Origin of the sequence: Nocardioides allogilvus, assembly GCF_003047285.1 — a bacterium.
GTDB classification, from domain to species: domain Bacteria; phylum Actinomycetota; class Actinomycetes; order Propionibacteriales; family Nocardioidaceae; genus Nocardioides; species Nocardioides allogilvus.
This window is the reverse complement of the sequence record NZ_PZYX01000006.1, coordinates 183,706-205,617: the sequence shown is the minus strand read 5'-3', so window position 1 is coordinate 205,617 and position 21,912 is coordinate 183,706. Positions and strand designations below refer to the sequence as shown.

26 protein-coding genes and 1 riboswitch are annotated in these 21,912 nt (G+C 68.3%); of the genes, 7 read left to right on the top strand and 19 right to left on the bottom strand.

Going from position 1 to position 21,912, the window contains the following annotated elements; translation table 11 throughout:
- Positions 1–8: 8 nt before the first annotated feature.
- Together C9J87_RS11740 and C9J87_RS11735 are read right to left on the bottom strand one after the other, a co-directional pair.
- Positions 9–956 (bottom strand): M56 family metallopeptidase, encoded by a 948-nt coding sequence (locus C9J87_RS11740; protein ID WP_051204134.1) that lies wholly within the window; start codon positions 954–956, stop codon positions 9–11.
- On the bottom strand, positions 953–1,387 hold the full coding sequence (locus C9J87_RS11735; RefSeq protein WP_051204135.1) for a BlaI/MecI/CopY family transcriptional regulator: 435 nt from the start codon (positions 1,385–1,387) through the stop codon (positions 953–955). Before C9J87_RS11735 ends, C9J87_RS11740 begins: the two co-directional genes overlap by 4 nt.
- A gap of 553 nt (positions 1,388–1,940) precedes the next feature.
- Here C9J87_RS11735 and C9J87_RS11730 point away from each other — a divergent pair.
- The 5 genes from C9J87_RS11730 (at position 1,941) to C9J87_RS19665 (ending at position 8,955) form a co-directional block, all read left to right on the top strand.
- Positions 1,941–3,323 (top strand): N-acetylmuramoyl-L-alanine amidase, encoded by a 1,383-nt coding sequence (locus C9J87_RS11730; protein WP_157953182.1) that lies wholly within the window; start codon positions 1,941–1,943, stop codon positions 3,321–3,323.
- A 337-nt stretch (positions 3,324–3,660) separates the two neighbouring features.
- On the top strand, positions 3,661–4,260 hold the full coding sequence (locus C9J87_RS20550; RefSeq protein ID WP_408635551.1) for a GNAT family N-acetyltransferase: 600 nt from the start codon (positions 3,661–3,663) through the stop codon (positions 4,258–4,260).
- Positions 4,257–5,972, top strand: coding sequence for an apolipoprotein N-acyltransferase (lnt, locus tag C9J87_RS11720; protein ID WP_010832279.1), 1,716 nt, complete (start codon positions 4,257–4,259; stop codon positions 5,970–5,972). Before C9J87_RS20550 ends, lnt begins: the two co-directional genes overlap by 4 nt.
- 629 nt (positions 5,973–6,601) lie before the next feature.
- Positions 6,602–7,729 carry a CHAP domain-containing protein gene (locus tag C9J87_RS11710; RefSeq protein WP_084622804.1) on the top strand — a complete coding sequence of 376 codons (1,128 nt, stop codon included), beginning with the start codon at positions 6,602–6,604 and terminating at the stop codon, positions 7,727–7,729.
- Positions 7,730–8,292: 563 nt separating this feature from the next.
- Positions 8,293–8,955 (top strand): hypothetical protein, encoded by a 663-nt coding sequence (locus tag C9J87_RS19665; RefSeq protein ID WP_010832281.1) that lies wholly within the window; start codon positions 8,293–8,295, stop codon positions 8,953–8,955.
- A 651-nt stretch (positions 8,956–9,606) separates the two neighbouring features.
- Here C9J87_RS19665 and C9J87_RS11700 read toward each other — a convergent pair.
- From C9J87_RS11700 to C9J87_RS11690, 3 genes are read right to left on the bottom strand one after another with little or no spacing between them, the layout of a single operon-like run.
- The gene (locus tag C9J87_RS11700) at positions 9,607–10,374 is read right to left on the bottom strand and encodes an ABC transporter ATP-binding protein (protein ID WP_010832282.1); all 768 of its coding nucleotides are present in this window, start codon (positions 10,372–10,374) and stop codon (positions 9,607–9,609) included.
- Entirely contained in the window at positions 10,371–11,441 is a 1,071-nt protein-coding gene (locus C9J87_RS11695; RefSeq protein WP_010832283.1) for a FecCD family ABC transporter permease, read from the bottom strand. Before C9J87_RS11695 ends, C9J87_RS11700 begins: the two co-directional genes overlap by 4 nt.
- Positions 11,438–12,451: a FecCD family ABC transporter permease gene (locus C9J87_RS11690; RefSeq protein WP_036490405.1), complete on the bottom strand. Its 1,014-nt coding sequence runs from the start codon at positions 12,449–12,451 to the stop codon at positions 11,438–11,440. Before C9J87_RS11690 ends, C9J87_RS11695 begins: the two co-directional genes overlap by 4 nt.
- A 108-nt stretch (positions 12,452–12,559) precedes the next feature.
- Here C9J87_RS11690 and C9J87_RS11685 point away from each other — a divergent pair, with 108 nt between their 5' ends.
- Positions 12,560–13,531, top strand: a complete 972-nt coding sequence (locus C9J87_RS11685) for an ABC transporter substrate-binding protein (RefSeq protein ID WP_232820034.1) — start codon at positions 12,560–12,562, stop codon at positions 13,529–13,531.
- Positions 13,532–13,633: 102 nt separating this feature from the next.
- Here C9J87_RS11685 and C9J87_RS11680 read toward each other — a convergent pair whose 3' ends face one another.
- From C9J87_RS11680 to C9J87_RS11625, 13 genes are all read right to left on the bottom strand, one after another.
- Positions 13,634–14,494 carry a F510_1955 family glycosylhydrolase gene (locus C9J87_RS11680; protein ID WP_010832286.1) on the bottom strand — a complete coding sequence of 287 codons (861 nt, stop codon included), beginning with the start codon at positions 14,492–14,494 and terminating at the stop codon, positions 13,634–13,636.
- Positions 14,491–15,252: an NADP-dependent oxidoreductase gene (locus tag C9J87_RS11675; RefSeq protein WP_198652337.1), complete on the bottom strand. Its 762-nt coding sequence runs from the start codon at positions 15,250–15,252 to the stop codon at positions 14,491–14,493. The genes C9J87_RS11680 and C9J87_RS11675 overlap by 4 nt, the downstream gene beginning before the upstream one ends.
- A complete protein-coding gene (locus C9J87_RS19975) occupies positions 15,253–15,495 on the bottom strand; it encodes an alcohol dehydrogenase catalytic domain-containing protein (protein WP_198652336.1) in 243 nt (80 codons plus the stop codon).
- Entirely contained in the window at positions 15,492–16,106 is a 615-nt protein-coding gene (locus C9J87_RS11670; RefSeq protein WP_010832288.1) for a TetR/AcrR family transcriptional regulator, read from the bottom strand. The genes C9J87_RS19975 and C9J87_RS11670 overlap by 4 nt, the downstream gene beginning before the upstream one ends.
- A 79-nt stretch (positions 16,107–16,185) precedes the next feature.
- A complete protein-coding gene (rpsN, locus tag C9J87_RS11665; RefSeq protein WP_010832289.1) occupies positions 16,186–16,488 on the bottom strand; it encodes a 30S ribosomal protein S14 in 303 nt (100 codons plus the stop codon).
- Complete coding sequence (gene rpmG / locus C9J87_RS11660) at positions 16,488–16,658, bottom strand: 50S ribosomal protein L33 (protein WP_010832290.1); 171 nt, start codon at positions 16,656–16,658, stop codon at positions 16,488–16,490. The genes rpsN and rpmG overlap by 1 nt, the downstream gene beginning before the upstream one ends.
- On the bottom strand, positions 16,658–16,894 hold the full coding sequence (gene rpmB, locus C9J87_RS11655) for a 50S ribosomal protein L28 (protein ID WP_010832291.1): 237 nt from the start codon (positions 16,892–16,894) through the stop codon (positions 16,658–16,660). Before rpmB ends, rpmG begins: the two co-directional genes overlap by 1 nt.
- Before the next feature lie 24 nt (positions 16,895–16,918).
- A complete protein-coding gene (gene ykgO, locus C9J87_RS11650) occupies positions 16,919–17,041 on the bottom strand; it encodes a type B 50S ribosomal protein L36 (RefSeq protein WP_010832292.1) in 123 nt (40 codons plus the stop codon).
- A 28-nt stretch (positions 17,042–17,069) separates the two neighbouring features.
- On the bottom strand, positions 17,070–17,255 hold the full coding sequence (rpsR, locus tag C9J87_RS11645; protein ID WP_269801734.1) for a 30S ribosomal protein S18: 186 nt from the start codon (positions 17,253–17,255) through the stop codon (positions 17,070–17,072).
- A gap of 50 nt (positions 17,256–17,305) precedes the next feature.
- Positions 17,306–17,488, bottom strand: a complete 183-nt coding sequence (gene rpmF / locus C9J87_RS11640) for a 50S ribosomal protein L32 (protein WP_010832294.1) — start codon at positions 17,486–17,488, stop codon at positions 17,306–17,308.
- 36 nt (positions 17,489–17,524) lie between these two features.
- Entirely contained in the window at positions 17,525–18,601 is a 1,077-nt protein-coding gene (locus C9J87_RS11635; RefSeq protein ID WP_107705601.1) for a GTP-binding protein, read from the bottom strand.
- Positions 18,598–18,852, bottom strand: coding sequence for a type B 50S ribosomal protein L31 (locus C9J87_RS11630; RefSeq protein WP_107705600.1), 255 nt, complete (start codon positions 18,850–18,852; stop codon positions 18,598–18,600). Before C9J87_RS11630 ends, C9J87_RS11635 begins: the two co-directional genes overlap by 4 nt.
- A 78-nt stretch (positions 18,853–18,930) precedes the next feature.
- Positions 18,931–19,365, bottom strand: coding sequence for a Fur family transcriptional regulator (locus C9J87_RS11625; RefSeq protein WP_107705599.1), 435 nt, complete (start codon positions 19,363–19,365; stop codon positions 18,931–18,933).
- 85 nt (positions 19,366–19,450) lie between these two features.
- Between C9J87_RS11625 and C9J87_RS11620 the strand changes: the two genes are divergently transcribed.
- Positions 19,451–21,070: an AMP-binding protein gene (locus C9J87_RS11620; protein ID WP_198652335.1), complete on the top strand. Its 1,620-nt coding sequence runs from the start codon at positions 19,451–19,453 to the stop codon at positions 21,068–21,070.
- Here the strand turns inward: C9J87_RS11620 and C9J87_RS11615 are convergent.
- Positions 21,063–21,656, bottom strand: coding sequence for a dihydrofolate reductase family protein (locus C9J87_RS11615; protein WP_010832299.1), 594 nt, complete (start codon positions 21,654–21,656; stop codon positions 21,063–21,065). The genes C9J87_RS11620 and C9J87_RS11615 overlap by 8 nt on opposite strands.
- Before the next feature lie 52 nt (positions 21,657–21,708).
- Positions 21,709–21,911, top strand: a riboswitch (cobalamin riboswitch).
- The last annotated feature ends 1 nt before the right edge of the window (position 21,912 follow it).

Sequence of the window (21,912 nt, the reverse complement as noted above, 5' to 3'; positions counted from 1 at the left end):
CCTGCGGGTTAGAAGAAGAACGGACAAGCATCCACGAAAATGGCGGAGAGGCCCGGTGTCAGCGCGATGATCCCGGGCGCCAGGACCATCGTCAACAGGGACAGCAGGATGCCTCCGCGGGCAACTTGTGAGATCGGTTTGACCGGTGCAGTGAGGCGGCGCACGCGAGACAACGCTGACCCGCCCGCGCCGAGGGCGCCGGTGGGGTGAGCTCCGCCGGCAAGCGCGATCACTGCCTCGGCGAGGTCTCTCCTGTTGTGCCGGCCGGCGGCATCATCGGCGTGCATTTCTACAAGTTCCGCAATACGGATCCGTGCCTGGGCTGAGCCGAGACGCCCCCGCAGGACCACCGCAAACGCGTCCGCCCACCGCAAGATCAAGTGATGGCGCGAGGCGAGGTGCGCCCGCTCATGGGCGAGAACCTGCTGCAGCTGAGACTCCGAGAGGCAATCCAAAGCCCCTCGACTGACGACAACGCTGGCTCCTCGGCCCCCGGGAAGACAAAACACGGAAGGCACGTGGTGCTCCAGCACCATCACGTCCGGCTCCGAGTGAGGTGCGCACACGACCTCCAAGAGGTCTCTCTTGCGCCGCAACTGAGATCGCTCGCGACGGCGAGCAATCTGTACGGCGCCAAAGAGTGCGCCCACGGCACCAAAAGACAGGGCGGCACCCAAGGCTGGAATCACCGGGCTCTGCTTCCAGACCCCTTCTTCCGACAACAGCACCGAGCACGCGTGAACCGCACTGCCGAGCCACCCGCCATCGGGCATCGCATGAGCGGCAACTGTCACGCCCGCCCACACGAAGGACACGAAAACCGTCAACGACAGCGTCAGCCAAGCAAGGATGCCCAGCAGAGGCGACCGCGTGAGCCAGCTCGACCGTTCCAGGCGACGGGGCCCCAGCACGCCGAGCCCCACCCCGAAGAGCAACAGTCCCAGCGTTGTCGTCATAGTTGCCGAGCCGTCTCCGACGCAGGCGACTTACTGGTGACACTGGGGTCCGGGCCGGTGGGGTCCAGGAGCTGACGCAGTTGCATCAGTTCGTCAGCCGGTAGCTTCTCGACGAAGTGCAACAACGCCGCGCCCCGATCTGGATTGCCGGCCAACGCCTCCTCCATCAACTCGGCGGTGTAGCTGGAGCGAGAGCCCACCGGGATGTACACCCATGCGCGACCAGCCTTGCTTCGGGCGACCATTCCCTTGCGGTGCAGGTTGTCCAACACCGTCATGACCGTGGTGTACGCAAGTTCGCGACTACCGTTGAGCTCAGTGAGCACCTCGCGCACCGGCATGGCCTCATCGTGCGCCCACAGGCACTCCATGACCGCCGCTTCTAGTTGACCCAAGTGGCTCACGATGGCGGCCCCCTTCTCTACGAACATGTCATCCGGATTCGACCGGGCAAGCCAGCCGAAATGCTGACGTATGCAGCGAAGCCTACGGTCACCAGCCCTGCCGCACTTGTACTGCTGGCAACGAGTTCATGCCCGCGGCGCCAGACTCACCGACCCGGGATCTACTATCCTACATAGTCGCTTCGGATAGCATGCCAGTGTGACTGGTGTTAAAGATGTGACTGAGAAGCCAACCGGGCGTCGCGCGCTGTTGAAGATCGCCGCCGGCAGCGCGGGTCTCACCGCGGTGGCGGCTGTGACGAGACGGAGCCTCGCGCCAGCAGGCGACGATGGGTCGGCCGGCGCCTTGATGCTGTCCACGCACGCCGGGTCGGACGTGCAGTCGTTGCACCTGCCATTGGATGAGAGGCACCTCCTTCCACTTGGTCCACAGCGCTGGGAGACGCAGCGACTCCCCACATCCACCCACTCGATGGTCGCGTTCCTCTGGGACGCCGGACAGACGGCCCCACGTCTGCATATCCGATCCCGCACCGCTGCGGGCTGGGGGTCCTGGCTATCGGTTACGACGCTCCACGATGTGGCCGACGCAGGTTCAGTCGAAAAGTCGGGCCTCGCGGGCACCGACGTGACCTGGATCGGGCGGGCGGACGGGGTACAGATACGCGTGCAGGGCCGCCGCCCAGCGGGCCTCACCCTCGTACTTCTGTACCCCGAGCGCAGGCCGGGAGATACGTCAGTGGGCTCATCTGGAACCGGCTTGCTGGAGCCGCGCGCTCGCCAATCTGCCGCGTTGGGCGCGGCACGCCCTCGACTGATCGGCCGACGCGCCTGGGGTGCCGACGAGTCGCTTCGAGACACCGATCCGGCCTACATCCACACGATCAAGCAGGTACACGTCCATCACACCGTGAACTCCAACAGCTATGCGCGAGAAGATGTCCCAGCACTGCTGCGGGGCATGTACGCCTATCACACGAAAAGCCTCGGCTGGTCTGACATCGGCTACAACTTCCTCGTCGACCGCTTCGGCCGCTGCTGGGTCGGTCGCGCGGGTGGGGCCGGACGTCTTGTGCGCGGTAGCCATACCCTCGGCTTCAATGCCGAGTCCACTGGCATCTCAGCGATTGGCAATTACGACACCCAGCGGCCCAGCAGCGCCATGCTGGGGGCCATCGCGGCCATCGCCGCGTGGAAGGTCGCCCCTTTCGAGCGTGATCCTGTCGGGTCGATTCGCGTCGAGTCCGAAGGCAGCGACAAGTTCGCTCGTGGCCAGGACGTTGCCCTGCCAGTCATTGACGGTCACCGAGACACCAACGACACGGCCTGTCCTGGACGCTACCTATATGAAGCGCTACCGGAGGTGAGGCGCCGTACGCAGGAGCTCGTAGCGGCAGGTACGCCGGCGCCAATCATCGTCGTCGAGGAAGCGGCCTCCGTCACTGGTGAGCCCCGTGTGGGCAACACGCTGTCCGCGAGCCCAGGACGCTTCACTCCTAGCGACGTCTCAGTCACCTACCAGTGGTTGAGGGCAGGACAACCCATTGTTGGAGCCAGCGTCCAGAGCTATCCCGTCACGCCGCAGGATGTTGGCGCCGTGCTGTCATGCCTGGTCACGTTGAACCGCGCGGGGCTGAGCCCGGTCGTACAGACGCCGTCCGCAACGGGACCGACGATCGCGGCACCGACGCTCCGCGTGATCGCCAGCAACAACCAGAAGGGCATCGCCAAGATTCGCGTTAAACTTGCGGGTCCGCCAGGCGCGCCAGTGGTGCCGACCGGCGTCGTGGCGGTGACCCTTGGCAAGCGCACCACGAAGTTCGCGCTGCTTGATGGCGTAGTGGTGGCCAAGTTCGGTGGGCGCCGGCGCCTGCGCGCCGGCACCTATGCGGTAGGGGTCGTGTACGCCGGCGACGACATTTTCACGGAAGCCACACGCAACACCACGCTCAGAATCGCATGAGTGGAGCATCACCCGGCGCGCGCTGGGTTGGTCGACTGTGCCCGTGTTCGGCGCTTGGGAGCTTCGAGACCGGGTCGGCTTGTTGTACGGAAGTGCGCACGAGCAGGACGCCTGCGGTACGCCAGGGCGATCGGCAAGCTTCACCCGTCTGTACTATGCGACTTAGTATTTCCGAGTGCAAGGAACCGTCTTGCCATCTAGTTCACCAGCCGTAGGCATTCGGACGGCCCGACATGAAGACTTGCCATTCGTCGTAGCTCAGCACCAGTCGTTCTTCCCCGACGGCTTCTTCGTTCGCCTTGGCGGCAGTTTCCTCTCGGAGTACTACAGGTCCTTCATGACCGATCAGGCCAGCTGCGTGCTGGTTGCAGAGGAGTCGGGGCGCCCCGTCGGGTACTTGGTGGGAACTCCAAACCCGGGTCTACACCGGCATCATGTGATGAGCCAGCACGGAAGGCGGCTGTGCCTGCTGGGACTGGGTGCTCTCCTTCGGCAACCGAGCCTGATCCTCATGTTCCTTCGGACTCGCGGTTGGAGGTACCTGCGGGCGGTCATCCGAGACAGGCGTGGAGCCCGAGTCCGAGGCGTCGCGACACGCACGGACACCACGGGAGTCCTCAACCACGTCGCGGTGCTCCCTGAACATCAAGGAGAGGGGGTCGGTTCACTCCTGATCCAAGCTCTGGAGGATGCGGCTCGGACTGCAGGGTGCGACCGCTTGGTGCTTGTCACGCGGTCGGACGGACTCGCCCCCGCGTATTGCCGTCTAACAGGATGGAGCTACGTAGGCGAGCGCTGCACGCCCGAGGGCTACTGGCTCACCACCTTCAGCCGAGGTCTTGACGGTCCGCGCCGACTGTCGGGGGAGAGAGCACCTGACTACATGCATTTCGACACCGGCTACCCCTCGCGCAGATACCGCCCCGTCAGCGGATGACGGTCACCAGCGGTCCCCCCACCAGCCTGCGGATCGCGCTCGAGCCGCAGGACGCAGAACACACTGCGCGAGGTTCCGCCCCCTGGCGTAGCCAGCTCCTTGCTGCAGTCGGCGGAGCCGGGTTGGCGTTTTCCTTTGACCCGATTGGCCTGGCCTGGCTGGCTCCCTTCGCCCTGACCGCCTTTGTCACTGCGACCGGCCCGCGGCGCCAGTCCTGGCGGAGAGCCGGCATGGCCGGGTTCTCGTTCGGAGCCGTCTTCTTCGCTGTTCACATCTGGTGGCTTGCCACGTCCATCAGTCCCGCGGCCTGGATTGCGGTGAGCCTGACTCAAGGATTGTGGTTCGCCGGGTTGGGCGCGCTAGTACGGCTTCTGTGGCGCCAGCGGATGCGAGTCCTCAGCATCCCCGCGTGCTGGACGGCGATTGAGCTGGCGCGATCCCAGTGGCCCTTCGGTGGGTTCCCTTGGGGGCAACTCGGATTCACCAGCATTGGAGGGCCGTGGGCTGGGACTCTGCCGTACGTCGGGGTCGAGGGGACGAGCTTCCTGATCGCGCTGGCAGGAACCGCAGGAGCCGCCGCCTGGGCCGCGAGGACGACTCCGAAGTGGCCGCGCATGGGTCGCATTGCTGCCCTGGCCTCGATCGTCTGCGCGGCGCCTGTCGGCGCGGTGCTGTTCCCCTATTCGGTGAGTGCGGACGGCACCCTGCGCATCGCGGCAGTCCAGGGCGGTATACCGGGCGGAAGCACAGACGTCATGGCCAGGCACCGACAAATCACCCGCGCCCACGCCGCAGCAACCGTGAAGATGTCCGATCGCATTCGCGCGGGCGATCAGGAGGCCGTTGATCTGCTGGTGTGGCCGGAGAGTTCGGTGATCGTCGATCCGACAACCGACGAAGTTGCACGCAGGCAGGTGGAACGGGCCGTCGCCGCGAGTGATGCTCCCATCCTGCTTGGCGCCATCGTCGACGGACCCTCCGAAGGGACCGCTCTCAACCAAGGACTCGTGTGGAGCATCGACGGTCCTTCCGATGAGCGCTACACGAAACGACACCCTGTTCCCTTTGGCGAGTACATCCCGTTCCGACCCTGGCTTTCGGGCTTCTCGCCGCGCTTCGACGAGATCCCGCGCGACATGCTCCCAGGTGAGCCAACCCCTCCCTTGAATGTGACAACGGACCAGGGTCGCCTCCTCGTCGCGAGTGCCATCTGTTTCGACGTCGCATTCACCGATGTCCTCGTCGACCAGGTGCGTGCGGGTGCGCATCTGGCGGTAATACAAAGCAGCAACGCCGCCTTCACCGGGAGCAGTCAGCCGGAGCAGCAGTTCACCATCTCCCGGGCTCGAGCGCTGGAGACGGGCCGGGCGGTCGTCGTTGCGTCCCTCAACGGAGTCAGCGGCATCGTGTTCCCTGACGGAACGGTAAGAACGCGAAGTCAGAGTCCGGATACGCAAGCCCTGACGTCAACAGTCCCTCTTGTCACAGCACTCACGCCGGCCGTCCGTTTCGCCGGTGCCCGCAACTCGATGATTGCCGTGATTGCGGTAGCTGCCAGTTCCGCGGCCTTCGGACGGTCAGTCCGGAGGAGAACTCGGCGCTTCCTGATGGTGACTTCACCCGGTTGGGGTTCTTGCGGCGCAGACAGCGCGGAGCGCAACTCCTCCCAGGGCGCGCTGAACTCCGCATCCCGGACGGATACCATCTACTAGGCTGCATAAGAGATGGCCGGGTGTTGCGAGCTGGCACTGCCGTTCAAGAGGGACGCGAGGCTGCACATGAAAGTTCGAATCGTGGGGCTGGCATGTGCCATCCTCCTCATCGCTGCGGGCGCGCTCTTGACCTTCTACGGTCTTGGTGGGGCCGACAGTAGGCAGACTTCCCGCTCGTGGGCGACCCTGGGCCCGGTTCTAGGGGGCTTCGGCGTTGCGCTCGTCATTGTGACGGTCGGCAAGTCCAGATAGCGCCGGTTGCCAGCGGCCCCTAGATTCGCCACCTTCGTATGGAGACGTCTCGCAGCGGACAGTCCGAGGGCGGGCAGAGCGAACTTCGCGCGGTGATCAGTCGCCGTACACCACCTGCGCGGCACTGATGCCGTCGCGACCGCACACTGCCGATAGAGCTCTCTGGGGAACATCATCCTGCCGTCCCGCGAGCCCGCCAGCCTCGACAGGCTGCCACGCCTCGAGTCTGGCGACCAAGGTGAACGCATCGACACTAGGCAGTTGCGGGAAAGTTGCACGCGTGTAGTTCGCGTGGGTCAAGCGCGACACGCCGTAACGCACGAGATTTTTGGGCATTTTGGTTGCTTCTGTGGCTTGTGTGACCCAAGGTGCTCCTCATGGCTACTAAGAAAGGTCGTACATGGCGGCGCACCCTGACGCTCGCTTTCGTACTGACGCTTCTCACCTCAGTGACGTCGATGGCACCCGCTCCGCAGGCGTCCGCGGCGAGTTCCTACCTCTGCAAGGGCTACGCGGCGTGCGAGCTCGCCGGCTACTCGTCGGCGGGTTACGCAACGGCTGGACGGACGATGTACTGGGGGATGTATGCAGGGCACAACTGCACCAACTACGTCGCCTATCGACTGGTGCAGAACGGGATGGCCAACACGCGCCCGTGGTCAGGAAGCGGCACCGCCTACAAGTGGGGACTCGTCAACGCCAGCATCACCGACCAGGTCCCCGAGGTCGGAGCCATAGCTTGGTGGAACAGCGGCGCAGCAGGGGTCAGTTCGAGTGGCCATCTCGCGTACGTCGAGCAAGTCGTGTCACCCACCGAGATCGTGGTGTCGGAGGACAGCTGGGGCGGAGACTTCTCTTGGCGAAGCATCACCACCGACGGGCGGGGTTGGCCCACAGGTTTCATCCACTTCATCGCCGCGCCCGCCACCACCCCTCTCCCTCCGGCTGCCCCGAGCCTTGCCAGCGTCACGCCGCCATCTGTCGTCGGAGAGGCGCGCGTGGGACAACCGCTGGTAGGGGACGTCGGACAGTGGACGGGCAACCCGACGGAGTTCGCTTTCCAGTGGTACGCGAACGGTGTTGCACTACCGGCGGCGACGTCAAGCACCTACATCCCCTCGGTGCGCAAGCTCGACGCCACCATCTCCTTGACGGTCACCGCCATCAGCCCGGGGCTGGCGTCGGCAAGCGCCTCGTCTGCGCCCGTAGGTCCCACTGCCAAGGGCACCTTCACGGTGGTGACACCAACCACCGTGAAGGGCCAGCCCATCCTCGGCAAGACGCTCACTGCGGCACCCGCGACCTTCGCCCCCGCACCACGAAGGCTGAGATTCCAGTGGCGTGCGAACGGGAAGATCCTGCATGGCGCCCGAGGGGCGACGATCACCGTTGGACGGTCTCTAGTCGGGAAGTCGCTCGCCGTCTCCACCATCGCGCTGTCCGGAGGACGCCTCGAGACCAAGTCCACCTCTTTCCGGCTCGCCCCCGTACGGAGGGCGCGCTGAACCGCTCACCTCGCCGCCAAGTGCGCTCCCGGTAGCCACGCGACGGGATCTGCCTGGCGCTCTGAACCGGTCCACGCGACGGCACGCTCGTCCACCACAGCCCCTCGGATGCATTCTAGCAAGGAGTTCACCCCTCAACTCCTATGTCCTATAGTAGGCGCTCGCAGGCAGGACGCAGTGTTCGCGTCGCGCTCGGGCGACTCGAGGGTCCTGCCGTGTGATGGACGAGTCCGAACGTTGCCCCGACCTGAACCGGTTGCTGGCTTGCGATCGACCAGCATGGCCTTGGGGTCGTGCGCGAACCGCAAAGGATTGACGCCGTGGCCGAATCTCGCCACCGGCGGGAAACCCCCGCCCGCCCACGACTACGCGGCGCCTTTGCAGCCGTGTCCCTGGCCGGAGTGGTCACCGGCTCGGCCGTCGTACTCGGAATCGCCGGCGCAGACCCCCGCGCTGTGCCGGCCGCGAGTGAAGTCCAAGCGACGGTCACCGGTTCACAACTTGGGAGACGACCGGTACCTACGATCGCGCGTAAGCGAGTTGTCTCACGGTCGGAATCCCGCGTGAAGGCGCTACCCGCACGAAGGAACCGGCTGCTTACCGCAGCCGTAACCGCTCAAGCCGTACGCGAGGCCAACACCAAGCGCTGGACCTCCGAGCTACTCAACGTGTGGAGCCAACCGGGGGAAACTGGGCGCAAGGTCGGGCTGCTGGACCCGCTGACCAGGGTCTTGGTGACCGGACGTTCGGCCTTCGGTCGTGACGAAATTGTTCTGGATGGACGCTCCCGCTGGGTCACCAGTGGTTTCCTGGCGCGGCACAAACCTCGTGAGGAAGAAGTCGAGCCTCTAAACGAAGCAGCAGATGCGGAAGCCTCACCCACCTGCTCGAACGGCAGCTCGGTGCCCGCCGGTGTGAGCCCGAACATCGTCGCGGTTCACGAAGCTGTGTGCGCTGCGTTTCCCGAGATCACGTCCTACGGGACGTTGCGTAGCGACGGGGAACATGCCCAAGGCATTGCGATCGACATCATGGTGAGCGGAGCCCGCGGGTGGGAGGTCGCCGATTTCGTGCGGGCCAACTATGCGGAGCTCGGAGTGTCGTATGCGATCCACGCTCAGAACATCTGGTCGGTCGAGCGGGCGGGAGAGGGCTGGCGCGGCATGGAGGATCGAGGCTCTGTGACGGCCAACCATTTCGACCACGTTCACGTGACCACCTACTAACGGCCCGGGTCCGTCTCCTCGTCGTACGCCGCTCGCTCGCAGGTCGGCACGCGGGTCGGCTGGCGCGCAACAGCCCGACGCACTCTGGCCGCGGCAGGACGCGAACCACGCCGTAGCTACCACGACGAGCAAGAGCAGGCTCAGAACTACTTACGGCATCAGCTCTCCGAGCTCAGCTTGCGGTGTAACTCGAGAGACGTCACTGGCGGGTGAAGCACTCGGCGTCGTGCTGCGCCAAACAGGGCTTCCCGCCGGCCGCATCGCGTGGCCTCGGCGGATCGATGAAGTACGCCGGATCGCTCGGCGCCCAGGTCTCGACCTCGTCGTTTCCCGCACTGGCCTTCGTGACCACGAAGCCGCCGCCGCGGTTTGCCTCACGCTAGCCCGTCGGAGATTCAACACGTCATCAGAAGATCATCAGAAACGATGGGCAATCATTCCGAGACGTTCCGATACAGTTGGAGAAGTCCTAAGGGGAATCTCCTCAAAAAACCGAGGTTTTCCAAGGGGACCCGAGAGTTGCAGTAGTCCGGGACAGGCCCTCCGATCTTGCCCAGAGGTCGCAGGTTCAAATCCTGCCCCCGCTACAAAGTTTCAGGCCCGGGATCTTCGGATCCCGGGCCTGAAAGCATTTCTGGAGATGCGCCCAACTCACCGGTGCCGCGTGGGCACGACGGCGGGGGCGCCGTCGACCGTGATCACCTCGGCCCGCAGCCCGAAGACCTCGGCGAGCAGCGCGCTGGTGACCACCTCGTCGGGGCTGCCGGTCGCCACGATCTGCCCGGCCGAGAGGACGACCATGTGGTCGGCGAAGCGCGCCGCCAGGGTGAGGTCGTGGAGCACGCCGACGACCGTGCGAGAGGACTCGTGGGCGATGTCGCGCGCGAGCGACATCACCTCGACCGCGTGGGCCAGGTCGAGGTAGGTCGTCGGCTCGTCGAGCAGCAGGTGGTCGGTGTCCTGGGCGAGCACCATGGCCAACCAGGCGCGCTGTCGCTGGCCGCCGGAGAGCTCCGAGACCTGGTCCGCGGAGCGGTCGAGGAGGTCCACGCGCGTGAGTGCGCGGCGTACGGCGTCATCGTCGGCGTCGCTCCATCGCTGGTACCAGGCACGGTGCGGGAACCGCCCCCGGGCCACGAGGTCGCCGACGGTCAGCCCCTGGGGAGTCACCGGTGCCTGGGGGAGCAAGGCCAGGCGGCGGGCCAGGTCGGTGCTGCTGACGTCGGCGATGTCGACGCCGTCGAGGTGGACCGTGCCCGCGCGCGGACGCAGCAGGCGGGACATGCCGCGCAGGAGTGTCGACTTGCCGGACCCGTTGGGGCCGACGATGACGGTCAGGCTTCCCTGCCGGATCTCCAGGTCGACGGAATCGACGATGAGACGTTCGCCGTAGCCCAGGCTGAGGCCGGTGATCTTCATGGCCGCCTTCCTTCGAGAGAGGTCGATCGGGTCCGCGAGACCACGAACAGCAGGTAGGGAGCGCCGAGGACGGCGGTGAAGACACCGACGGGGAGCTCGACGGGGCCGAAGCCGACCCAGGACAACAACATGCGCGCCGCCAGGTCGGCCCAGGTGAGTAGCGCTGCCCCGACGACTGCACTCGCCAGCAGTGGCGGTCGCGAGGTGCGGGAGAGGGCACGAGCCAGCTGCGGCGCGCAGAGGGCGAGGAACACGACAGCGCCGGCGGCCGAGGTCGCGACGCCGGCCAGGGCGGTCGCGAGCAGCAGGAGCAGCACCCGGGTGCGGTGCACGTCGATGCCCAGGCCACCGGCGGCATCGTCACCCAGGACGAGCACGTCGAGCCGCCGGGTCCACGCCAGGAGGAACGGCAGGACGACCGCGATGGTGAGCCCCACGCCGGCGACCGCGGGCCACGTGACGGCGTGCAGCGAGCCGGACAGCCACGCCAGGGCCGGTCCTACCACCATCACGTCGCCCAGGGTGAGCAGCCAGCTGACCAGCGACGTGCCGGCGGCGGCGATGCCGACGCCGACCACCACCATGCGGATCGGGTCGAGCTGCCGGTTGCGGATCGCCAGCAGGTACAGCGCCAGCCCGGAGACCATCGCACCGAGGAGGGCGGCGATCGGCAGGCCGACGGAGGCTGCGAGGCCGGAGACGCCGCCGTTGCCGCCGGCGAGGATGACGACGGCGACCGCTGCGACCGAGGCGCCGGCGTTGATGCCGAGCAGGTCGGGGCTGGCCAACGGGTTGCGGGCGACGGACTGAAGGATCGTGCCGGAGCAGGCAAGACTGGCGCCGACCAGGACCGCCGCAGCCACGCGCGGCCCGCGGAAGTCGCGCACCACGAGCTCGGTGAACGGGTCGCCCTGTCCGGCCAGGGTCCTCAGCACCTCGACAGGGGACAGGCCGATCTCTCCCGTGCCGAGGGAGAGCAGGATGCCGACAGCCAGGAGGAGGGTGGCGACGACCGTCGTGATGACGAGCGGCAGCGTCGAGGACCGGGTGGGCACGAGCGAGGTCACAAGATCAGCTCCCGTCGCCGGATCACCCAGATCAACAGAGGCGCGCCCAGCACGCCGGAGACGACCCCGACCTGGAGCTCGCCGGGGCCGGCGACCAGCCGGCCGATGACGTCCGAACCGACCAGCAGCACCGCCCCGGCGAGCGCTCCGACCAGGACGCCGCGGATCCAGCTCGCGCCGACGAGGGCGCGTGCCAGGGTGCCGGCGAGGAGTCCGATGAAGGCGATCGGTCCACAGGCGGCGACGCTCGCTGCGGTGAGCAGGGTGACGGCCGCGAGGCCGACCAGTCGGGCGCGGGTCACCTTGAGGCCCATGGAGGCAGCTACGTCGTTTCCGAGCGCCAGGAGGTCGAGCGACCGGGCGTTCATGGCGGCGAGCAGTAGGCCGACGATGACGAAGGGTGCGATGACGGCGGGTGTGTCCTGTCCGCGCTCGGCGAGCGAGCCGACCGCCCAGAAGCGGTAGGAGTCAAGGGTCTTGGCGTCGAGCAGGACGACTGCTGAGGTGAGGGCGCCGAGGAAGGCGGTCAGCGCGGCGCCGGCCACGACCAGGGCCGGGCCGCCCTCGTGGACGCTGTGGCGGGCCAGCGCGTAGACGGCTGTGGCGGCCAGTGCCGCTCCGATGCCGGCCGCGGCGACCATGCCGAGCATGGTGTCGACCGCGGCGAAGCGCAGGCTGAGGACGACCGCGAAGGCCGCCCCCGCGCTCACCCCGAGCAGACCCGGCTCGGCCAGGGCATTGCGGGTGTGGCCCTGCATGAGCACACCGGCGGCGCCGAGGGCGGCACCCACCAGCAGGCCCAGCATCGTCCGCGGGAAACGGAGGGACCACACGATGACGTCGCCCTCCTGGCCGTCGGGCCGCAGGACCGCGTGGGTGAGCTCGCCGGGTGAGAGTGCATTCGCACCGAGTGCGAGGGAGGCGATGGTCGCCACCGGGACCAGCAGGGCGAGCAGGGTGACTCCCCGGGGAAGGAGCCGGCCCGACCCGTTCCGGGACGCTCGGGGCATGACGTGGTCCAACTCGATCCAGGAGGGGGGATGGCAACTGCGAATGAGGTTAGCCTAACCTCATCTCAACAACCGGCCGTCCGGGCCGGACCCTGACTGAGGAGAACCGTGATTCGCACGATCATCCCCGGCGTGGTGGCCAGCCTGGCTCTCGCGCTCAGCGCCTGTGGCGCATCGGAGGCCGAGTCGACGGAGAAGGGCGCGGACGAGCGTACCGTCACCATCGAGCACGCCATGGGCAGCACGACCATCGTGGGCGAGCCCCAGCGGATCGTCGCCCTCGACTCCAGCCTGGCCGACGCGACGCTCATGCTCGACAAGGAGCTCGTCGGCATCGCGACGTACCGCGGCTACTCCACCGACCTGCCCGACTACCTGGGCGACGACCGCGAGAACGGCGCGGAGGTCATCTCCGTGGGCGACATCGCCGCTCCCAGCCTCGAGAAGATCGCCGCGCTGAAGCCCGACCTGATCCTCAGCATCAAGGTGCGCCACGAGGCGCTCTACGACCAGCTCTCGAAGATCGCCCCGACGGTCATGCCTGAGACCAGCGCCCACCTGTTCAAGGACAACCTGCGCCTGCTGGGCGAGGCCGTCGGCATGGAGGACAAGGCCGAGGAGGAGATCAGCGAGTTCGAGGAGGCCGCCGAGCAGGTCGGTGGAGCCATCAACGAGAAGGCCGGCAACCCGACCATCTCCGTGACCCGCTTCCTCGACGGCCCGACCCGCCTGTACCAGAAGCTGACCTATGCCGGCGTCATCCTGGACGACGCGGGCTTGGCCCGCCCGAAGTCCCAGGACGTCGACGACTTCGCCCTGGAGATCTCCGAGGAGAACATCAAGGCGGCCGACGCGGACAAGATCTTCGTCACCACCTACGAGGACGACGAGGGCCTCGCCGCCAAGACCAAGGCGGCGTTCGAGCGCAACCCGCTGTGGGGCGGGATCGCGCCCAAGGTCACCGAGGTCTCCGACACCACCTGGATGACCGCAGTCAGCCTGCAGGGTGCCTGGTACGTCCTGGCCGACCTTGCCGAGGCCTTCGGCGTGGATGCCCCCGAGGGCCACGACGAGCACTGACCGCCCGCTGCACACCTTCAGGCCCGGGATCCTCGGATCCCGGGCCTGAAAGCATTTCAGGGCGACCCGTCAACTGAGGTCAGCGCCGGGCGGGGTCAGTGCCTAGTGCCCGGTTTCCACGACCGCGGTCCAGGTGGCGCCCTGGTCCTCGGAGCCGTAGATGCCTGACTCGGTCGCGATGTGCCAGCCGTCCTTGGTCGCGTCCAGCGCGCTCGGCTGGCCCGGGACGGTGCCGCGCTGGCCCCATTCGCCGGTGGCGTCGTCTGCGGCGTACACCTCACCCTGGGGCCCGACCCCGACGACCGTGCCGTCGGGGGCGGCGTCGATCCAGACGAGCGTGGGCGCGCCTTCGACGGCGGTGGTCCGGCCGTCCAGGGTGATCTCGACGAGCTCGCCCTCACCCGTGGTGGCGAGGATGCGGTCGGTCCTGCTGGGCACTGGCGCGAGGTCGATGAACTGCCCCGCCGTGACGGTCTCCCAGGACGTGCGGTCGGTCGTGGTGAGGATCTGGCCGCTGGTGGAGTCGTAGCCGACGACCTGGTCGCCGACGACCTCGAGGGCATGGAAGTCCGCCTCGCCCTGGAGCGACAGCGGCTGCCAGGTCTTCGCCGCGTCGGTGGACTCGATCAGCCCGAGGTGGGGCGGCAGGTCCTCCTCCCGCAGGTCGGGATGCCCGCTGCCGAGGAAGGTGTGCGGGCCGGTGACCGTGAACGCCATCGTGTCCTGCCAGCGGTCCGCGATCCGGATGGCGACGCCGTCCTCGTCGATGCGGAAGACGCCGTAGTGCCCGGCCGCGTAGAGCGTGCCGTCGGCCGGGTCGACTCCGAGTCCGTGCACGTGGCCGATGAGGTGCTCGTCGTCGGCGCCGGTCGCGGGGGGCTTCGGCTGCTCGGAGGCGCAGCCGCTGACGAGCAGGACAGCCGCGATCGCCGGCCAGCAGGCTCGTGGTGGCGTGGTGCTCATGTCGGGGCTCCTCGGGTGACGACGACCTTGCCGTTGGCCCTGCCCTGCTCGACGTGGGCCATCGCCGCCATGGTGTCGGCGAACGGGAACGTGCGGTCGAGCACCGGCCGTAGGGTCCCGTCAGCGTAGAGCCCGGCCAACGTCGTCAGCTGGGCGCCGCTCGCCCGCATGAAGAGGAACGAGTAGCGCACGCCGAGCCGCTTCGCCCGGCGGCGGATCTTCCGACTCAGCAGGGCCATCACCGGCTTGAGGAGCGGCTTGCCGAGCTGGGTCGCGAACGCGGGGTCGGGCGGGCCGACCGCGCTGATCGCCAGTCCGCCGGGCCGCAGCACGGTGAGCGAACGCTCCAGGCTGTCCGCGCCCAGCGAGTCGAGGACGACGTCGTAGCCGGACAGGACCTCGGTGAAGTCCTGCGCGGTGTAGTCGACCACCACGTCGGCGCCGAGGGCGCGGACCTTCTCGACGTCCTTGCTGCTCGCGGTGGTCGCGACGTGTGCGCCGAGGTGCTTGGCGACCTGGATGACCGTGGAGCCGAGCCCGCCCGCGCCTGCGTGGACCAGGACCTTCTGGCCGGGCTTGACGTCGGCGACCTCGACCAGGGCCTGCCAGGCGGCCAGCGCCACGAGGGGTACGGCGCCGGCCTCTGCGAACGACAGCGAGCCCGGCTTCAGCGCCACGTCGTCGGCGTCGATGGCGATCTGCTCGGCGAAGGTGCCGATGCGCAGGTCCCGCGGGCGTGCGTAGATCTCGTCGCCCACCTAGAAGTCCCGGACGTCGGCACCGACCTGGGTGATGACCCCGGCCACGTCGTGGCCCAGCACGAAGGGCCGCTCGTACTTGAGGAGCTGCTTGAACTCACCGTTGCGGACCATCACGTCGAGCGGGTTGATGCTCGCCGCGCGCACCTCGACCAGGACGTCGTGCGGACCGATCGCAGGCACCGGGACGTCGGCTGCCTCCAGTCCGTCGGGGCCGTGGTGGGTGACGACGAAGGCCTTCATGACGATTCCTGACTCGACGAGGGACGCAGCGGTGCGGTGACGATCGTCATGGCGACGGTGTGGGCGGAGGCGAGCATGCGGTCGGACAGCCCGGGATCGCTCACGGCGCGCGCGCCCTGCAGGGAGCCGACCAGCAGGTTGACGAGTCCGGTCGCGCGCGCGTGGGCGACCTCGTCGCCGGTGTCCTCGGGTGCCAGGAGCCGTGCGACGGCATCGATGAGCCGGCACACGCCCTCGGTGTAGGCCTGGCGCGTCCCGTCGTCGCGGCGGCCGATCTCGTCCAGGAGCGCAGCTGACGGGCACCCGCCGGCCACGTCGTCGCGATGGGCGGGGGAGAGGTAGTCGCGGACGACGGCCTCGACCGACGCCAGTCCGGGCGGAAGGGCCTCGACGCGAGCCGCTTGGTCGGCGAGCTGTTGCGCGACCACGGACGCGATCAGGTCGTTCTTGGACGCGAAGTGCCCGTAGAACGCGCCGTTCGTCAGGCTGGCGTCGGCGACCAGCGTCGAGATGCCCGTACCGTCGAAGCCGTCGCTCTTGAAGCGCCTGCCCGCGGCGTCGATCATCCGCCGTCGGGTCGTCTCCTTGTGCTCGGGGGCGTACCTCGCCATGTCGCAGCTCCTCGTGTCGACGGTGGTGCGACCGTAGCATTACGGGCGTACTGCAATGACTGGAGAGGTAGCTACCCCGTCACCACGACGACGTGGTGATCCCCGGGAGCTCGCCGCGGTGGGCGAGCGTGCGCAGGTTGATCCGCGACAAGCCGACCTTGCCGACGTAGCCGCGGGGGCGCCCGTCGACCTGGTCGCGGTTGCGGACCCGCACGGGACTGGCGTCGCGAGGCAGTCGCCCCAGGGCGCGGACGGCGGCGGCGCGCGCCTCCGGGGTCGCCGCGGTGCGGACGGCCTCCTTGAGGGAGGCCCGCCGGTCGGCGTACTGCAGGACGATGCGCCGGCGTCGCTCGTTGGCGACGACCTTCGACTTCTTGGCCATCAGCGTTCCTCTCGGAAGTCGACGTGCTGGCGGACGCGCGGGTCGTACTTGCGCAGCACCATGCGGTCGGGGGTGTTGCGACGGTTCTTGCGGGTGACGTAGGTGTGACCGGTGCCGGCGGTGGAGCGGAGCTTCACGATCGGGCGCAGGTCGTTGCCGCGCTTGGCCATCAGACCCTCACCCCGCGGGCGAGGATCTCGGCGACGACCGCCTCGATGCCGCGCTGGTCGATGGTCTTGATGCCTCGGGCGCTGACGGTGATGCTGACGTGCCGGCTGAGGCTGGGCACCCAGTAGCGCTTGGACTGGACGTTGACGTCGAAGCGCCGCTTGGTGCGGCGGTGGGAGTGGGAGACGTGGTGGCCGAAGCCGGGCTGGGCTCCGGTGACCTGGCAGGTGCGTGACATGGGCGTCCTCTCTGGTCGGTCGGCTCAGCCCTGGCGGGTCTTGAGCCGGGGGTTGCGCTTGTTGATGACGTAGGTGCGGCCGCGGCGACGCACGACCTGGGATCCGGGCTGGTCCTTGACCGAGCGGATGGAGTTGCGGACCTTCACGATGCGTTCCTTCGGGGTCGGTGCCGCGTCAGCGGCTGGTGGAGGGGAGGAGGGCCACCTCGCGGGCGTTCTTGACGGCCCGGGCGACGACGCGCTGCCGCTGCGGGGTGAGGCCGGTGACCCGGCGGGCGCGGATCCGGCCCCGGTCGGAGACGAAGGTGCGCAGCAGCGTGACGTCCTGGAGGTCGACGTGCGTGACGCCGGGCGCGAGCAGGGGCTTCTTGCGAGCTCCGGGGTTTCGCGCCGGCGTCGGCCGGCGGGCCGTCACCGGTCACCTCGGGGCGCCGGGTCGACGTAGCCGCGCTCGATGGCGCGGACCAGGGAGCGCGGGACCCGGTGGGTCTCGCCCTCGACGGTGATCGGGACCAGGTCGGGCGGGGTCGCCTTCCACTGGGCGCGGCGGTGCCGGGTGTTGCTGCGCGAGGTCTTTCGCTTGGGTACGGCCATGGGGTGCTCCTGTCGGGAAGTGGGGGGAGAGGCGGGTCAGGCGACGTCGCGGATGTCGCCGAGCCAGGGCTCGAGGCCGTCCTCGAGGACGCTCCAGCTGTGGTGGTCGAGCTGGGCCTCCTGCGGCGTCAGCAAGATGTCCTCGAAGGCCGGGCCGAGGGTGCTGGGCGGCTGCCCGAGCCCGGTGAAGATCAATCGGGTCAGCGGCGTACGACGACCCCACGCGCTGTAGCTCCCGATGCTGAGCTGGCCGCCGGCGCCGGACCACTCCAGGAGCGCGCCGGGACGGGTGGGGAGCCAGAACGAGCCGCGCGAGCGGTGGGCACCGGTGCCGAGGAGCTCGATCCGGTCCAGCAGCCGCTCCGGATGGAAGGGGCGCGAGGAGGAGAGGTCCAGGCGCCAGGCACGGCTGCTGCCGAGCGCAGGCGCGGCGACGTTGGTCTCGGCGGCGCACCACTGGTGGGCCAGGGTGCTCTGGTGGCGTTGCGCCGTGAGGGCTGCTCCGTCGAGCTGGTCCGCTCCGGTGACCAGAGGGGCATCGGGTCGCGCCATGGCCCGCACCAGGTCGGTCGCCTCCGCGCCGGGGTCGGTGTCGAGCACGACGACGTCGGCGAACTCGATCTGGGCGCAGGCCACCTCGCCGACGCCTCGGTCGTCGTCGGGGTTGGTGTGCACGCACCGCTCCTGGAGCGTGTCGTCGCTGAGCAGGTCGCGAACGACGCCGCCGCCGCCGACGGCCGCCACCACGCTGCTCAGCTTGAGGTGCCGTGCCAGCCGACTGTTGGTGCCGAGGGCGTGCGAGAGCTGGCCCGCCTCGGTGGCGGTTGGGAGCCCGGAGACGATCGCGCTCCACCGGTCGTCACGGGCGAGGCGTTCGAGGGTGGGCAGGATGTCCTCGCGCAAGGCACAGCTCACGCAGGCGTGCTCGAGCTGGATGTGCTCCTTCTCCACGATGCCGTCCGCGTCGCTGACGACCCGGGTGAGGACCTGCGAGTGCGGGTCGATGTGGTGTCGCACCGACACCGCTCGCGGCAGGTCCCACGCGAGGCTCATCAGGGTGCTGTCCATCGCCATCGTGTCCACCCCGGTGACGACGACCAGCGGCGTCCTCATGAGGTCCTGCCGTAGCGGCGCTGGAACTTCTCCACCCGGCCCTCGCTGTCGAGGGTGCGGGCTGTGCCCGTCCAGAACGGGTGGCTGTCGCTGGAGATGTCGACGTCGACGACGGGGAGGGTGGTGCCGTCGATCTCGACGACCTGGTGGTGCTCCCTGCCCGCGAGCGTGGACCGGGTGATGGTCACCCAGCCGGTGGAGCGGTCCCGGAATGCCACCGGGCCGTACGGGGGATGGATGTCGTGCTTCATGGCGCCTCCTGAAAATGAGAATCGTTATCAGTATGGCACGACGACGATGCAGCCGTCACCCGAGCCTCGGACCGAGGGTCAGCTCGAGGTGGTGCGGCAGGGAGTGCAGGTGCCGGTCAGCTCCACGGTGTGCTCGACGTCGCTGAAGCCGTTCGCTCCGGCTGTCTTCTCGGCCCAGCGCTCGACGGCGAGTCCCTGGACCTCGACCGTCCGGCCGCACGAGCGACACACGAGGTGGTGGTGGTGCACCTGACCGCACACGCGGTAGACCGCTTGACCCGCAGGGCTGCGCAGGGAGTCGGCCGCGCCCGAGTCCGCGAGGGTCTGCAGCGCTCGGTAGACCGTGGCCAGCCCGACCGCCGTACCGCGTGCGCCGAGCGAGGCGTGGATGTCCTGCGCGCTGCGGAAGTCGTCGCCCCGCGCCAGCTCGTCCCGCACGGCCTCGAACTGCCGGGTCGAGCGCTCGCGCGCCCGCGGAGCGGCCGGAGTGCCGGGATCGGGGTCGGTGGCCACGCAACCTCACTCACGTCGGGTCTGCTCACCGTACAGCTGCCCGGGTCCTCCTTCTGGCCCTGTGAGGCGTCGCTAGGGTCGGCGCATGGACACCGACATGACGTCGATCACAGCCGGCGAGACCACCCCAGCGCTGCTGGAGGAGACGATCGGCGCGAACTTCGAGCGGACGGTGGCGACGTACGGCGAGAGGGAGGCGCTCGTCGAGGTCGCGACGGGCAGGCGCTGGACCTATGCCGAGCTGGACCGTGACGTGGACGTGCTCGCGATCGCGCTGCTCCGCTCCGGGATCACCAAGGGCGACCGGGTGGCGATCTGGGCGCCCAACTGCGCGGAGTGGACGCTGACGCAGTTCGCGACGGCCAAGATCGGCGCGATCCTGGTCAACGTCAACCCGGCCTACCGCACCCACGAGCTGGCCTTCGTGCTCAACCAGTCGGGCGCCAAGCTGCTGGTATCCGCCACCGAGTTCAAGGGCAGCGACTACCGCGCGATGGTCGAGGAGGTCAGGACCGAGACGGCGTTGCAGCAGGTGCTGTTCATCGGCACGCCCGAGTGGACCGACTTCAACGTCTCGGACCCGGGCGTGACGCTGCTGGACCTGCTCGACTACTCACTCGAGCCCGACGACGCCATCAACATCCAGTACACGAGCGGGACGACCGGCTTTCCCAAGGGTGCGACGCTGAGCCACCGCAACATCCTCAACAACGGCTTCTTCGTCACCGAGCTGATCAACTTCAGCGAGCAGGACCGGCTCTGCATCCCGGTGCCGTTCTACCACTGCTTCGGGATGGTGATGGGCAACCTCGGCTGCACCACCCACGGCGCGACGATGGTCATCCCGGCGCCCGGCTTCGACCCGGTGACGACGCTGCAGGCGATCCAGGACGAGCGCTGCACCGGGGTCTACGGCGTGCCGACGATGTTCATCGCGATGCAGAACGCGCCCGGCTTCGCCGACGTCGACCTCTCCACGCTGCGGACCGGGATCATGGCCGGCTCGCCGTGCCCGGTGGAGGTCATGAAGCGCTGCATCTCCGAGATGAACATGGCGGAGGTCTCGATCGCCTACGGCATGACCGAGACGTCGCCGGTGTCCACTCAGACCCGCAGCGACGACGACCTCGATCGCCGGACAGCCACGATCGGGCGGGTGCACCCGCACGTCGAGGTCAAGGTCGTCGACCCGCTGACCGGCGAGACCCTGCCGCGCGGCGAGACCGGTGAGTTCTGCACCCGCGGCTACTCCGTGATGCTCGGCTACTGGGACGACGAGGAGAAGACGCGCGAGGCGATCGACGAGGACGGCTGGATGCACACCGGCGACCTCGCGGTGATGCGCGAGGACGGCTACTGCGCGATCGTCGGGCGGATCAAGGACATGGTGATCCGCGGAGGCGAGAACATCTATCCCCGCGAGATCGAGGAGTTCCTCTTCACCCACCCCGACATCGAGGACGTGCAGGTCATCGGGGTCCCGGACGAGAAGTACGGCGAGGAGCTGTGCGCGTGGCTGCGGATGCGCGCCGGCACCGAGCCCCTCGACGCGGCCGCGGTCAAGGCGTTCGCCACGGGCAAGCTGGCCCACTACAAGATCCCGCGCTACATCGTCATCGCCGACGAGTTCCCGATGACCGTGACCGGCAAGATCCGCAAGGTCGAGATGCGTGAGGAGAGCGCGCGGCGCCTCCGCCTCAGCTGATCGTCGGGCCGACGGCGTACTGCAGGGCGACGAGCTCGGAGTCGTCCAGCCGCCGCGCGTCGAGCAACGAGAGCCGCTGCGACACGGGCTGGTTGAAGGTCGGCAGGCCGGCACCGATCGCGCCGGGGCCGACCATGACGTGCAGCTCGTCGACCAGGCCCTGGGCGAGCAGGTCGTTCCAGGCGGTCAGGCTGCCGAAGCAGACGATGTCGCCGCCGTCGCCGGACCTGAGCTCGGTGAGCCGGTCTGCGGCGTGGGCCCGACCCACGACCTCGGTGGTCCCGCTCCACGGCTCGGTGTCGGCCGGTGCGGTGCTGTCGGAGACGACGATCTTGTCCAGCGTGTTGTGCAGCCGCGAGATCTCACGCTCGACCGCAGGGGCGCTCTCGTCGTCGGCGAGCGGTGGCCAGTAGCCGCGCGCACCGTGGAACGAGGTGGCGCCGAAGACCATGGTCTCGGCGGCCTGCATCCGCTCGAGGTTGTAGCGGTCGAAGCCGAGGTCGATCGGCATCACGAAGACGTTGCCGCCCTCGCCTGCTGCATATCCGTCGAGGGTCGACAGGACGGTGACGATGAGCTTCCTCATGACTCCCGATCATCCAGCGTCGCGGGCGGTCTGTCGATGGGGTCGCGGGCCGCGATACCCTCGTCGCGCCAGTCGTACTCCAGCACGTGGAGTCAGGGAACCCGGTGAGACTCCGGGACTGACGCGCAGCGGTGAGGGTGACGGGCGGAGCACGCAGCCTCTGACGAGGCGGCAGCCACTGGAGCACGATTCCGGGAAGGCGCCCCGACCCGAAAGATCCCGAGTCCGAAGACCTGCTGGCCCTAGCGGCAATCGC